Source organism: Paeniglutamicibacter quisquiliarum (assembly GCF_019084045.1).
GTDB classification, from domain to species: domain Bacteria; phylum Actinomycetota; class Actinomycetes; order Actinomycetales; family Micrococcaceae; genus Paeniglutamicibacter; species Paeniglutamicibacter quisquiliarum.
Map to the genome: position 1 here is coordinate 204,369 of NZ_JAHRED010000006.1, position 12,730 is coordinate 217,098.

11 protein-coding genes are annotated in these 12,730 nt (G+C 71.5%); 1 reads left to right on the plus strand and 10 read right to left on the minus strand.

Going from position 1 to position 12,730, the window contains the following annotated elements; all coding sequences use genetic code 11:
- Window positions 1–174: 174 nt before the first annotated feature.
- The 8 genes from KRR55_RS12670 to KRR55_RS12705 all read right to left on the minus strand — a co-directional run bounded on the left by KRR55_RS12670 (window position 175) and on the right by KRR55_RS12705 (window position 9,852).
- Window positions 175–1,722 (minus strand): sialidase family protein, encoded by a 1,548-nt coding sequence (locus KRR55_RS12670; protein ID WP_217389441.1) that lies wholly within the window; start codon window positions 1,720–1,722, stop codon window positions 175–177.
- Complete coding sequence (locus KRR55_RS12675; RefSeq protein ID WP_254456176.1) at window positions 1,719–2,399, minus strand: N-acetylmannosamine-6-phosphate 2-epimerase; 681 nt, start codon at window positions 2,397–2,399, stop codon at window positions 1,719–1,721. Before KRR55_RS12675 ends, KRR55_RS12670 begins: the two co-directional genes overlap by 4 nt.
- Before the next feature lie 22 nt (window positions 2,400–2,421).
- Window positions 2,422–3,384: an ROK family protein gene (locus KRR55_RS12680; protein ID WP_217389443.1), complete on the minus strand. Its 963-nt coding sequence runs from the start codon at window positions 3,382–3,384 to the stop codon at window positions 2,422–2,424.
- A gap of 4 nt (window positions 3,385–3,388) precedes the next feature.
- Window positions 3,389–4,315, minus strand: a complete 927-nt coding sequence (locus KRR55_RS12685) for a dihydrodipicolinate synthase family protein (RefSeq protein ID WP_217389444.1) — start codon at window positions 4,313–4,315, stop codon at window positions 3,389–3,391.
- Window positions 4,312–5,178: an ABC transporter ATP-binding protein gene (locus KRR55_RS12690; RefSeq protein ID WP_217389445.1), complete on the minus strand. Its 867-nt coding sequence runs from the start codon at window positions 5,176–5,178 to the stop codon at window positions 4,312–4,314. Before KRR55_RS12690 ends, KRR55_RS12685 begins: the two co-directional genes overlap by 4 nt.
- Window positions 5,175–7,184: a dipeptide/oligopeptide/nickel ABC transporter permease/ATP-binding protein gene (locus KRR55_RS12695; RefSeq protein ID WP_217389446.1), complete on the minus strand. Its 2,010-nt coding sequence runs from the start codon at window positions 7,182–7,184 to the stop codon at window positions 5,175–5,177. The genes KRR55_RS12690 and KRR55_RS12695 overlap by 4 nt, the downstream gene beginning before the upstream one ends.
- A gap of 2 nt (window positions 7,185–7,186) precedes the next feature.
- Complete coding sequence (locus KRR55_RS12700; protein ID WP_336245107.1) at window positions 7,187–8,140, minus strand: ABC transporter permease; 954 nt, start codon at window positions 8,138–8,140, stop codon at window positions 7,187–7,189.
- A gap of 101 nt (window positions 8,141–8,241) precedes the next feature.
- Window positions 8,242–9,852 carry an ABC transporter substrate-binding protein gene (locus tag KRR55_RS12705; RefSeq protein WP_217389447.1) on the minus strand — a complete coding sequence of 537 codons (1,611 nt, stop codon included), beginning with the start codon at window positions 9,850–9,852 and terminating at the stop codon, window positions 8,242–8,244.
- Window positions 9,853–10,004: 152 nt separating this feature from the next.
- Here KRR55_RS12705 and KRR55_RS12710 point away from each other — a divergent pair, with 152 nt between their 5' ends.
- Complete coding sequence (locus KRR55_RS12710) at window positions 10,005–10,736, plus strand: FadR/GntR family transcriptional regulator (RefSeq protein WP_217389448.1); 732 nt, start codon at window positions 10,005–10,007, stop codon at window positions 10,734–10,736.
- 32 nt (window positions 10,737–10,768) lie between these two features.
- Here the strand turns inward: KRR55_RS12710 and nagA are convergent, their stop codons facing one another.
- Both nagA and KRR55_RS12720 read right to left on the minus strand, forming a co-directional pair.
- Window positions 10,769–11,905, minus strand: a complete 1,137-nt coding sequence (nagA, locus tag KRR55_RS12715) for an N-acetylglucosamine-6-phosphate deacetylase (protein ID WP_217389449.1) — start codon at window positions 11,903–11,905, stop codon at window positions 10,769–10,771.
- A gap of 52 nt (window positions 11,906–11,957) precedes the next feature.
- Window positions 11,958–12,692, minus strand: coding sequence for a GntR family transcriptional regulator (locus KRR55_RS12720; protein ID WP_217389450.1), 735 nt, complete (start codon window positions 12,690–12,692; stop codon window positions 11,958–11,960).
- Window positions 12,693–12,730: the final 38 nt, after the last annotated feature.

Consider the following 12,730-nt stretch of genomic DNA (forward strand, 5'->3'; position numbering starts at 1 on the left):
CAACCGCAAGGTTGTGGGGCCCCTGGTCGTTAAGCAGGCCATCGGCATGCGAAAAAGAGCCAGCGTTCAGTTCCACGAACTGAACGCTGGCTCTTTTCCTGTCATGCAGACCCTCGGTTGGCGTGGTCTTCCACCCTGGCGTTGGGCCGACGGGCCAAGATGGCGACGGGTCGACTAACGCCCACCAGGTTGGTTCGGCAGATCGGTGCTGGATTCGACGGCCCAGTCGATGCGTGGCCGGGCCCCTGCCGCCGTGGTGCGGTGGTTCAGGTGGAGCCACACGGCAGTTGCCCCCGGAGCGATTGATTGGGAGGGACCTTCCACGTCGCCGTGCGGCCGAACGGTCACCGGATCCGGGCTGCTGTTGGTCACGGCCGCCGAATAGGTGAGGATGTCCCCGGCGCGGATTCCCGGGGCAGGAGGACCATAGTTGGCCAGCAGGTCCGCCCGGCTGGCGACCAATTGCGCCTCGGCCTGGCCGACCTCCTTCCCTGCCGCCCCGTACCCTGCATCGGCCCGCCCCAGCACCAGGTGCGGCTCGCTGAATGTCCAGTCATCCGGGGGAGCGGGGGTGATCGAGCGCGGCACGACCTCGACCCGCACCTCCGGGTGCCCGGGCAGCGGGCGCGGCCCGTGCGGGAGGTTGGTGTCGTCGTCGGCCGGGTTTGTGACGGCCGGCGCGCCCAGCTCCGCGCGCGGGATCCGGGCGAACACGATCTCCTCATAGGCGCCGCGCTCATAGAGCACGCCGATCGAGCCGTCGGGCAGCTCGGCGGCCGTGGAGTACGCCGAGGCGCCGGCGCAGAGCAGGACGCTTCCGGCCCAGGTGGTTCCGTCGTCCGGGCTGTGCCGCAGCACGGTGTTCCGGCGCAGGTGCCGGTGCGCGTTGTGGGTTGCCACCATCCCGCCGCCGGCCAGGGCGGTGAGCGAGCCGTTGTCGCTGGGGTCAGGCAGCGCGGGGACGGGTTCGGGGCGGGAGAAGGTGGCCCCGCCGTCCACCGAGCGGGCGGCCAGCCGGTGCGGCGTGGCCCGCGAGTGCAGCAGCACGCTGCCGTCGGGCAGGGCGGCGACGGAGGATTCGTTGGTGTGCGTGCCGTCGGCGGACGGCTCCAGCGCCTCCCCGAGCTTCCAGCTGTGCCCGTGGTCGTCGCTATGGGCCACCGCGGCGGCGATCCGTCCGCCGGCGGACAGCAGCACCACGCAGGGCTGGAGCAGCCGCCCGGCATGCGGGCCCGCGGAGACACGGGTGCCGGCGCCCGAGGCCGCGAAGATCCCGCGGATCCCGGGGCGCTTGAGCTGGCCGGTGATCCGGCGGTGGCTCCAGCTGAGCCCGTCGTCGGTGGAGGCGGAGAGATCCACGTGCTGGGTTTGGGCGGTGCCCGGCAGGGACTCGAAAAACCCCCAGCGGGTGGTCGCGGCGTGGAAGCAGAAGATCGTGCCGGTTTCGCCGTCCACCAGCAGGGAGGGGTCGCCGAAGCCGTGCAGGCCGGTTCCGGTGCGCAGGGTGCGCTGCGCCTCCCAGGTCCTCCCGCCATCGGTGCTGCGGCGCAGCACCAGGTCGGCGGGGGAGGGCAGGTCATCGAGCGTGGGCCGCCCGTCGTAGACCGCCAGCAGCGTCCCGGCGGCGGTCACGGCCAGGGCGGGGATCCGGTATTGCCGGTGGCCGCCGGCCCCGCGGGTCGCCAGCACCGTTTGGTGCGTGCCGGCCGGGCGGGCGCTCACGATTCCAGGGCGTCGAGGAACCAGCCGGTCAGGGTCGCCGGGTGGGTGATCGCGGTGCCCACGACCACCGCGTGCGCCCCGGCATCCAGCGCCGCGCGGGCCTGGGCGGGGGTGTGGATGCGGCCCTCGGCGATGACCGGCACGCCCAGGTCCGCCGCGATGATCGCCTCGAGCAATTCCAGGTCCGGGCCCTGGGTCTTGGGCCGTTCCCCGGTGTATCCGGCCAGCGTGGTGCCGATCAGGTCCGCCCCGGCGGCGGCCGCCGCGACCGCGTCGTCCAGCGAACCGCAGTCGGCCATCACGGTGGCCCCGGAGCGTTCGCGGATCCCGGCGATGGTTTCGGCCAGGCTGAGCCCGTCCGGGCGCGGCCGGCGGGTGCCGTCCAGGGCAATGATGTGCGCCCCGGCGGCCGCGACGGCCAGCGCGTGGTGCAGCGTGGGGGTGATGAACACCCCGTCGTGGCCGTCCTTGAACAGGCCGATGACCGGGACCTGCACCGCGGAGCGGGTCGCGGCGATGTCGGCCAGGCCCTGCACGCGGACCGCCTTGGCCCCGCCGATCACCGCGGAGGCGGCGACCTGCGCCATGGTGCGCGGATCGCGCATGGGTTCGCCGGGGTAGGCCTGGGCGGAGACGACCAGCGCGCCCTTCAGGGCGGTGAGGTCCGAAGCTGTCAGTAACACGGGTGGTGGGTTCCTTCTAGGCGGGGACTGTGGTGGCGTGGGCGCGGAGCAGCAGCAGCGAGGCGGCCCCGGCCAGGGCGGCGTCGGCGCCCAGGGCCGCCGGTTGCGGGACCAGGGAGGCGAGCGGGGCAATGAGTTCGGCGGCGAAGGCGGCACGCAGCGGTGCCCACCACCGCTCCCCGGCATCGGCCAGTCCGCCGGAGAGGATGACGGATTCGGGGTCCAGGGTGTTGGCCAGCCCGCCCAGTGCGCGGCCCGCGGCGGTGGCGGCGGTGTCGATGGCCCCCGCGGCGAGCAGGTCCCCGGCGGCGGCGCGGGCGAACACGGCGCGCGCGTCGGGCACCGTCAGGTCCCCGCCGCGGCGCAGGTAGAGGGCGTGCAGGGCCGGTCCGGAGGCGATGGCCTCCAGGTGCCCGGTGCCCCCGCAGGGGCAGCGCAGCCCGGCGGCCTCTGCCGCCGGCACGTGGCCCAGGTGCCCGCCGACCTGCCGGGCGCCAAAGACGGGGACCCCGTGCAGCAGCAGCGAACCGCCGATGCCGGTGCCGAAGGCGGCCAGCAGCACCGAGTCGGTTCCGGTTCCGGCCCCCAGCCAGCCCTCGCCCAGCGCGTGGGCGTGCACGTCGTTGACCGCCTGCACCTGCTGCGGGTGAAGCCCGAGCCGGGCGCCAAGCCCGGCGCGCAGGTCGGTGCCCGCCCAGCCCGGCAGGTGGTCGGTGGCCGAGAGCACGGTCGCGGTGCCCGGGTCGATGACCCCGGCCGCGCCGATCCCGACCCCGAGCGCGGGCGCACCGGAGGCGGGGGCGCGGGCGAGCAGGGGAGCGGCGAGTGCCGCGACTGCATCCAGCACGGCTTCGGGCCCGGCGGCCGCGGGGGTGGGCAGCGAGCTCCGGGAGGTGATGCTGCCGTCGGCACCCACCAGGGCGGCGGCGATCTTGGTGCCGCCCAGGTCGATGCCGACGGCGGTGCGCGGTGCTGCCATGGGCCTAGAGCAGCCCGGTGTCGGCGAGGATCGAGCGGATGCGCGCGGCCTCCTCGGCGTTCAGGGATGCCATGGGCTGGCTCATGGTGTTGGAGCCGATGACGCCAAGCTGCACCAGGGCCGTCTTGAACGCGCCCAGCCCGCCGGCGCCCGGGGAGACCCGGGATCCGTCCGGGACCTCGACGATGCGGAAGAGCTCGGCCAGGCGGTCCTGTTCCTTGACCGCGGTCTCCCAGTTCCCCGACACCGCGGCGTCATAGAGCCGGCGGTAGCCGGCGGGGTCGACGTTGGCCAGGCCCGGGACCAGTCCGTCGGCGCCCGAAAGCATGGCGGCGTCGCAGACGACCTCGTGTCCGCTGAACAGCGCGAATCCGTCCAGTCCGCGGGTGAGCAGGCGCAGCTGGCGGAAGGCGATGTCGTTGCCCGAGGAGTCCTTGACCCCGGCGATGGTGCCCTCGTGGGCGAGCTCGGCCAGCAGCTCCGGGGCCAGCTTGTAGCCGGTGCGCACCGGGACGTCGTAGGCGAGGACCGGGACGTCAACCGCCGCGGCGATGGCGCGGAAGTGCGCCTTGACCTCGGCGGCGTCGAAGATCGCGTAGTACGGGGTGGTGGCGACCACGGCGTCGGCCCCGCGGGAGACGACCTTGCGGGCCTCCTCGATCACCCGGGCGGTGGTCTGCTCGTTGGCGCCGACCAGCAGCGGGACGCGCCCGGCGGTCGCCGAGACCACGGTGGCCAGCACGGCCTCGCGCTCGGCGTCGGTCAGGTACGGGGTTTCCCCGGAGGAGCCCAGTGGGAACAGGCCGTGCATGCCGTTGGAAACCAGGTGCTCGACGACCGCCTCCAGGCCCGGCAGGTCCAGGGCGCCGTCGGACGTGCGCGGGGTGAGGACGGGCGGGATGACGCCGGTGAATGCGGGGGTGGTGCTCATGCTTCCTCCAGGGGAGTTCGGGTGGTTGCGGGGGCCTGGAGCAAACTCGGTGCGGCCCCCAGCAGGGTTCGGGTGTAGTCGTTGGTGGGGTTGTCAAAGACCTGGGCGGCGGAGCCCTGCTCCACGATCCGCCCGGCGTTCATCACGCAGATGCGGTCCGCGACGTAGCGGACGGTGGAGATGTCGTGGGAGATGAAGACCAGTCCCAGGTTGAGCCTGGCCTTCAGGTCGGTGAGCAGGTTCAGCACCTGGGCGCGGACCGAGACGTCCAGGGCGCTGGTCGGCTCGTCGGCGATGACCAGTTCCGGGTCAAGGGCCAGGGCCCGGGCGATGGCCACGCGCTGGCGCTGCCCGCCGGAGATCTGGGCGGGGGAGACCTCCGCGGCGGAGGCGGGCAGCCCGACCAGCTCGAGCAGCTCGTAGACCTTGGCCGAGCGGGTGGCCCGGGTCCCGATTCCGTGCACCAGCAGCGGGTCGGTGAGGATGTCGTGGACCGTCATCCGCGGGTTCAGCGCGGTGGCCGGGTCCTGGAAGATGATCGAAACGGACTTGCCGAATTCCCGGCGGGCGGGCCCGCGGCGGGAGAACGGTTCGCCGTGGAAGAGCACCGAGCCGCTGGTCGGTTCGCGCAGGCCCACCAGCACCGAGGCGAGGGTCGACTTGCCGCAGCCCGATTCTCCGACGATGCCCACGGTCTCCCCGCGGGCGATGGTGAAGTCGACCCCGTTGACGGCCTTGACGATGGTCGGGTGGAAGAGCTTGCCGCCGCGTGCCCGGTGGTGCACGTGCAGGTCCTTCAGTTCCAGGACCGGGGCGGAGCCGGGCGCGGCGGGGTGTGCGGCGGCCGGTGCGGTGGTGCTCATGCGTTGGCTCCTTCGGTGCGGGTGCTCGGGGCCGCGGTGGCCCAGTAGTGGTCGGAGGTCCCGACCCGTTCCAGGGACAGGGCCCGGGCGGGGTCGGCTGCGGGGTCAAGGGAGCGGGCGGCGAACCTGTCCCCGGCGGCGAAGTCGCGCGGGCTGGGCACCGATCCGGGGATCTGGTGCAGGCGCTGCGCCCCGGATTCGATGGAGAGCACCGCGCCGAGCAGGCCGCGGGTGTATTCGTGCCGGGGATCGGCCAGCAGCTCGGCGGTGGCGCCGGATTCGACGACCTGCCCGGCGTACATCACCGTCACGCGGTGCGCCAGGGAGGCGACCAGCGCCAGATCGTGGCTGACGAACACCATGGCGAAGCCGAGCTGTTCGCGCAGCTCGTTGAGCAGGTCCACGACCTGCGCCTGCACCGTGACATCCAGCGCGGTGGTCGGCTCGTCGGCGACCACGAGCTTGGGGGAGCGGGAGAGCGCCATGGCGATGAGCACGCGCTGGCGCTGCCCGCCGGAGAGCTCGTGCGGGTAGGAGCGCAGCGTCCGGCGCGGATCCAGCTTGACCAGCTTGAGCAGTTCCTCCGGGCTCATCCGGCCGTTGCGCCGGGTCAGCTGCTCCATCTGCTCGCGGATCAGCATCGAGGGGTTCAGCGAGGACAGGGCGTCCTGGTAGACCATCGCGATCTGTTCCCCGCGCAGGCCCTTGAAGAGCTTTTCGCGGGTGGTCTCGCGGTTGTCGGGGCCCACCAGTTCGCGGCCCTCGAACATGATCGAGCCGGTGACCTCGGCGTTGGGGGCCAGCAGGCCCATGATGGCAAGCGAGGTGATCGACTTGCCGCAGCCTGACTCGCCGACCAGGCCCATGGTCTCGGACTCGTTGACGGTGAAGGAGACGTTGTCGACGATCCGCGTGTCGCCGTAGCGGTCCGGGAAGCGGATGGAGAGGTTGCGCACCTGCAGGATCGGCCGGGCCTTGGTGTCGGGGTGCAGCCTGTCGCCGCGGCCCAGCTCGGTGGCGCGCAGGCGTTCGAGTTGGGCGGCGAGCAGCGGCGGGGTGGCCGCGTCGGGCGAGGCGGCGTCGATGCCGTGGCCGGACTCGGCGCGCAGCACCGCGGCGGCGGTGTTGTCCTTCTCGGTGATCTTCGCCGGCTTGCGCAGCCGCGGGTTCACCATGGCGTCGGTGAGGCCCTCGGCGAGCACGTTCAGGCAGAGCACCGTGAGCAGGATCAGCAGGCCCGCGTAGGTGGTGGCCCACCAGGCGCCGTTGAGCACCAGGGTGCGGCCGTAGGAGATGACGTTGCCCCAGCTGGGGGCGGGGTCCTGGACGCCGGCGCCGAGGAAGGAGAGCGAGGCCTCGAAGATGATCGCGTCGGCGACCATCACGGTCGCGAAGACCAGCACCGGGGCGGCGGTGTTGCGCACCACGTGGCGCACCAGGATGTGCAGGCGTCCGGCTCCCAGCACCTGCTCGGCGCGCACGTAGTCCTCACCCCACTGGGCCATGACGTTGGCGCGGACCACGCGGGCCAGCTGCGGGATGTAGATGACGGCGATGGCGACGATGATCACCGGGACGGAGTTGCCCAAGGTTGCCAGCAGCACCGCGGCGAGCGCAATGCCGGGGAAGGCCATGATGATGTCCATGATGCGCATGACCGATTCGCTGACCCACTTCGAGGCCGTGGCGGCGATCGCGCCGAGCACCGCGCCGACGGCGATGGCCAGCGCCACGGCGCCCAGGCCGATCAGCAGCGAGGAGCGGGCGCCGAAGAGCAGACGCGAGTAAATGTCGCGGCCCAGCCGGTCGGTGCCGAAGGGGTTGGCGGCGCTGGGCGCCTGGGCGGGGATGCCGGTGGCCAGCGGGTCGTGCGGGGCCAGCCAGGGGGCGAAGAGTGCCGCGAGGGCGACGACTGCCAGGAAGAGCAGGGCGGCCTTGGAGCCCAGGGGAAGGGCCCTGAAGGCGAGGCCGGGGCGGCTGAGGCGGTCAGCAAGTCCGTACCGCATGGTCATACCGTCCTAATCCGGGGGTTGATGAGCAGGTAAAGCAGGTCCACGGCGATGTTGACCAGCACGAAGGTGATGGCGATGGTCAGCGTGACGCCCTGGACCAGGGAGACGTCGTTGTTGGTGATGCCGTTGAGGATGAGCTGGCCCATGCCGGGCAGCGAGAAGATCATTTCGATGACCACCGCGCCTCCGAGCAGGTAGCCGATACGCAGGCCCAGCACGGTGACCGGGGTGATCAGCGCGTTGCGCAGCACGTTGCGGCGGATCACCTCGTGGCGCGGGACCCCGTTGCCGATGGCGGTGCGGACGTAGTCCTTGTCCATTTCCTCGACCATCGAGGTGCGCACCACGCGGATCAGCGAGGCGCAGACCGGGATGGCCAGGGCCAGGGCGGGCAGCGCGAGGGAGCGGAAGTAGCCGGCGGGGTCCTGGCTGAAGGGGACGAAGCCGCCGGAGGGGAAGGTCCCGGTGCCCAGGGCCAGCCACTGGATCAGCAGGATGCCCAGCCAGAAGGAGGGCGTGGCCACGGCGGCGATGGAGAGCACGCGGATGCCCGCGTCGGGCCAGCGGTCGCGGTAGAGGGCGGCGGTGACTCCCAGCAGCAGGGAGAGCACCACGGCGATGGCCACGCCGAAGAAGGTCAGCTGCAGGGTCAGCGGGAAGGCCCCGGCGATGATCCCGGAGATCGGCTGGGCCGGCGGGGTGGTCTTGCCGAAGTCAAGCACCAGCAGGCGGGCCAGGAAGGAGATGTACTGCACGAGGACCGGCTTGTCGAGGCCGCGTTCGGCGCGGCAGGCGGCCTTGGCTTCCTCGCTGGCGCCCTCGCCGAGCGCGGTGGTGGCCTGGTCGCCGGGGGAGAACTGCAGGACCAGGAAGACCAGCAGCGTCACGCCCAGGATCATCAGTGGCAGTGCCGCCAGGCGTCGGCCCAGCAGGCGGAGGATATTGCCCACGTCTATGGTGCTCCTCGGAATCGGGGATGTGCGGGGGTGGAGGGGGGAAAGGATGGCGCGCCGCCGACGATGGGGGAGTCGGCGGCGCGCCGGCTTTTTTGCTAGGCGTGCGCGACGTCCACGAAGGAGAGCCCGGTGGTCGGCAGCGGGCGGAAGCCCGTCAGCGCGTCCGGGTTCCAGGCGGTCGGGAGCATGCGGTGCAGGATCGGGTAGAGCGGAGCCTGCTCGGCGATCAGGTCAATGACCTGGTTCCAGACCTTCTGTGCTGCGACCGGGTCCGCGGCGCGCACCGCGGCGTCAAGCTGCTTCTGCACGGTCGCGTACTCCTTGGTCTGGTGCCAGCGGAAGCGGTCCTGCGGCCACACGGTGCCGCGGAACCACCAGGACAGCAGCAGGTCCAGGTCGTTGCCGAAGACCGAGGGGTCGCCCGGCGCGGCGACGACGCGGAAGGTGCCCGAGTCGACGTGGTCCGGGTACAGCGCACCGGACTGCATGGACTTGAGCGTGACCTTGACGCCGGGAAGCTTGTTCCAGGATTCGATGATCACCGGGGCGGCGTCCTTGACCCAGGAGGTGTCGGTGGTCAGCAGCTCGAAGGAGAGCTCGGTGACCCCTGCCTCCTTGAGCAGGGACGCTGCCTTCTCCGGGTCGTAGGTGTAGACGGTGGAGGCGCGGTGGTAGCCCGGGTGGTTTTCCTGGACGAAGGAACTCGCGGCGGTGGCGTTGCCCAGCAGGGCGCGGTCGATGACGGTCTGGGTGTCCAGGCCGTAGTGCAGGGCCTGGCGGACCAGCTTGTTGTCGAAGGGCTTCTCGGCGCAGTTGAACATCAGGAAGAGCAGGCCGAAGGACTGCACGGACTCGACGGTGGCATTGGCCTTGAGCCGCTCGATGTCCAGGTAGGGGACGTCCTCGATGGCCTGGACGCGGCCTGACTCCACGGCGGTGACGCGGGCGGCTGCGTCCGAGAGCAGGAACCAGGTCATGCCCGGGGCCTTGGCGGCCATGGGGCCGTTATAGGACTCGAACTTCTCGAAGACGATCTTGTCGTCCTTGACCGCGGAAACGAGCTTGTAGGGTCCGGTGCCCACCGGGGCGGCGTCGAAGCCGGCCTGGTCGGCGGAGGCCAGCTTCTTGGGCACGATCTTGACGATGGAAATGCGTTCGGCGAAGAGCGGGAAGGCGTACTTCAGGGTGAAGGCGATCGTGTCGGTGCCCTTGGCGGCGACCTTGTCGATGAAGGGGATGAACTGGGCGAAGAGCGAGGCGTTCTTCTCATCGAGCACGCGCTCGAAGGAGTAGACGACGTCATCGACGGTGACCGGGTCCCCGTTGTGGAAGGTGGCCCCGGCGCGCAGCTTGATCTCGTATCCCAGCTCGCCGACCTTGACCGGTTCGGCCGCGGCGAGTGCCAGATAGCGTTCGCGGGTGGCCGGGTGCAGTTCGGTCAGGCCCTCGAAGATGTGCAGGTTCGCTGCCATCGGGGTGGCCCCGGAGGAGGTCATCGGGTCGAACCCGGTGGAGAGCGCGTAGGACATGCCGGCCTCGATCGGCTTGGTTCCGGCGGCCCCGGAGACGGCGGTGCCGGTCGAACCGCTCGGCCCGCAGGCCGACAGGGTCGCGGCGAAGGCGCCGGCGACGCCCATGGCCCCGGCCAGTTTGAGGAAATTGCGGCGGGAGCTGGCCATGTTCAAAACTTCGTTGTGTAGCGTCATGGTGGGTCACCTCGGGTGGGATGTGGACGGTTATCGGATGTAGGATGTCCTATGCCTGAAGTACAATGTATGCGAAGTCACATTGAACGTCAACCACGGACCCGCACCCGGCGGGACCCGCAGGCACGAAGCGGCAGAAGGAAGGGAAACCGATGAGCGCAGCACAGCCATCCGCCCGGCGGATCAGGGCCAATGCGGCCGACCGGCTGCAGGCCCTGCAGCAGGAAATCATGGAGCTGATCCTCGAACGCGGGCTGGTACCTGGTGATCCGCTGCCCACCGAGCACGAACTTGTCGAGGTGCTCGGCGTGGGGCGCAACACCGTGCGCGAGTCGCTCAAGGTGCTCCAGGCGCTGGGCATCGTGGACGTGCGCCACGGCTACGGCATGTTCGTGGCCACCAAGCAGCTCGGCGCGCTCGCCGCAACCCTCGAATTCCACTCCCGGCTCTCGCTGAGCACCAGTGGCCACGAGGCCCTCGAGCTCGTCGAGGTCCGCCAGGCGCTCGAGGCGGGGCTGATCGGCGCGGCCATCGACGCGATGACGGCGCCCGCCTTGGAACGCGTCCGTGCCGCGGTGGAGGACATGGAGGCCCGGGCCGAGGCCGGCCAGCCGCTGAGCGAGGCCGACGAGCAGTTCCACCGCGGATTGTTCGAGCCGCTGGAAAACGGGATGCTCACCAACCTGCTGGGGGTCTTTTGGTCGGCCTACTCGAAGCTGCACGAGCAGATGGACCCGGCCGACGACCTGCTGGTCGAGACGGCCCGCAACCACCGGGACATCTACGAGGCCGTGGCGTCCGGCGACAAGGCCACCGCCGCGCGGCTGATGGCCGGGCACTTTGACGGGATCCGCGGGCTGATCCGCACCACCGTCGGCGGCTAGGTCCCCGGCCCCGGTCAGGGGGCCGGGCGGGATCAGCCAAGCGCGAAGGCGCGCCGCAGCGATCCGTCCGCACCCAGGAGCACGGGTGCCGGCGCGCCCGGCTCCAGCGTTCCGGCGCCACGGCCCAGGCCCAGCGCCCGCGCCGGGTCACTCGTCGCGGCCCGGATCGCCTCCCCGAGCGGGACCCCGGCCGCAACGGCCCGGCGCACCGCGGCGTCCATGGTGAGGGTGCTGCCGGCGATGGAGCCGCCCGCGGCGAGCCTGGCCACCGAATCGCGCACCTCCACGGCGAGTTCGCCCAACTGGTAGCTGCCGTCGCCGAACCCCGCGGCGGCCATCGCGTCGGTCACCAGGGCCACCCGTCCCGGCGCCTGGGTGAAGAGCAACCGGATGAGCGGGTCGTGGACGTGCACGCCGTCGGCGATGAGTTCCAGGACCACCCGCCCGTCGTCGAGGGCCGCGGCAATCGGGCCGGGGTTGCGGTGGTGCAGCCCCGGCATGGCATTGAACGCGTGGGTGAGCAGCGAGGCCCCGGCGTCGAAGGCCGCCCGGGCGGTGGCGTAGTCGGCCTCGGTGTGGCCGACCGCCACCCGCACGCCGTGTTCGACCAGGAAGCGCGTGGCCGCCAGGCCGGGATCCGGTTCCGGGGCGAGCGTCACCTGCACGATGGCGCCGCCGGCGGCCTCCAGCAGCGGTTCGAGCACCGCCACCGAGGGCGCCAGCAAGTGGTCGGGGTGGTGGGCCCCGCGCTGCCCGGGCGCCAGGCACGGGCCTTCCAGGTGGATGCCGGCGATCCGGCCCTCCGCGGTGGCGGCGGCCAGGCGGGCCACCGCCCGGCGCAGCTCGGGCAGGGGATTGGTCACCAGCGAGGCGACGAGGGTCCCGGTGCCGTGGCCGCGGTGCGTGGACAGGACTGTGTCCAGGCCCCCGGGGTCCTCGAAGGCCGCGCCGCCGCCGCCGTGGCAGTGGATGTCCACGAAGCCCGGGGCCAGCAGGTCCCCTCCGGCATCCAGCACCTCGGTTCCCGGGGGCACCCGCTGGGTCCAGCCCGGGCCTGTGCGCAGTTCCACCAACGAGCCCTCCTCGACGAGCGCCCATCCGGACGGATCTGGTGATGCAGCGGATCCGCTCCCGGCGAGAATTGCGGAATGGATGAGGACGCGGTTCATTGGTGCTCCGGTTCGAGGTCGGGGACAGCGTGTGGTGTCGGTGCGAACGCGCTCAGGAGGGATCCCGTTCCACGGCGGTTTCGTAGCCGTAACGGTCCCCGCGGTAAAGCGTCTCGGTGGCCTCGATAGCCCGTCCTCGATCGGTGAAGCCGACCCGGTCCACCCGCAGGGCCGCGGCGCCAACCGGTTGGTCGAGCAGGTGCGCCTCGGTGGCCGTGAGATTGGTGGCGGTGATGGTCTGGCTGGCCCGCATGATGCGCTGGCCATGTTCAGCCAGCTGCGTATCCAGCGAGCCTTCAGGATCGGGAAGTCCGTCGCCAAAGAGGCCCGGAAGCAGGCGGGCGGTTTCCAGGGCCATGGGCGCCTGGTCCGCCAGGCGGAGCCTGCGCAGCAGCAGGACGCCGGAGCCCTCGGCCACGCCCAGGGCGCGGGCGGTGTCGGCGGGGCAGGGCTCGATCCTGCAGTCCAGCGTGCGGGAGGAGGCCCGGAGACCGCGCTCGGCCATGTCCTGGCTGAATCCGGTGAGCCGCGGGCCCTTGCGGATCTGCGCGGGGTCCGCGACGTAGGTTCCCGAGCCCTGCACGTTGAAGACCAGGCCGGCGGCGGCCAGCCGGGCGATGGCCCGGCGCACGGTGTCGCGGCTGACGCCGAAGCCGGCCTGCAGCTCCCGCTCCGTCGGCAACGGATCGCCGATGGCCAGCGTCGTGCGGATCTGTTCGGCCAGGGCGTTGGCCAGGGCCACGTACTTGGGGGAACCGGTCCGAACCAATTCGCGTGATATCTCCATGTTTCCGAGTATATCCCGCTGAATATTGATATTGGTAC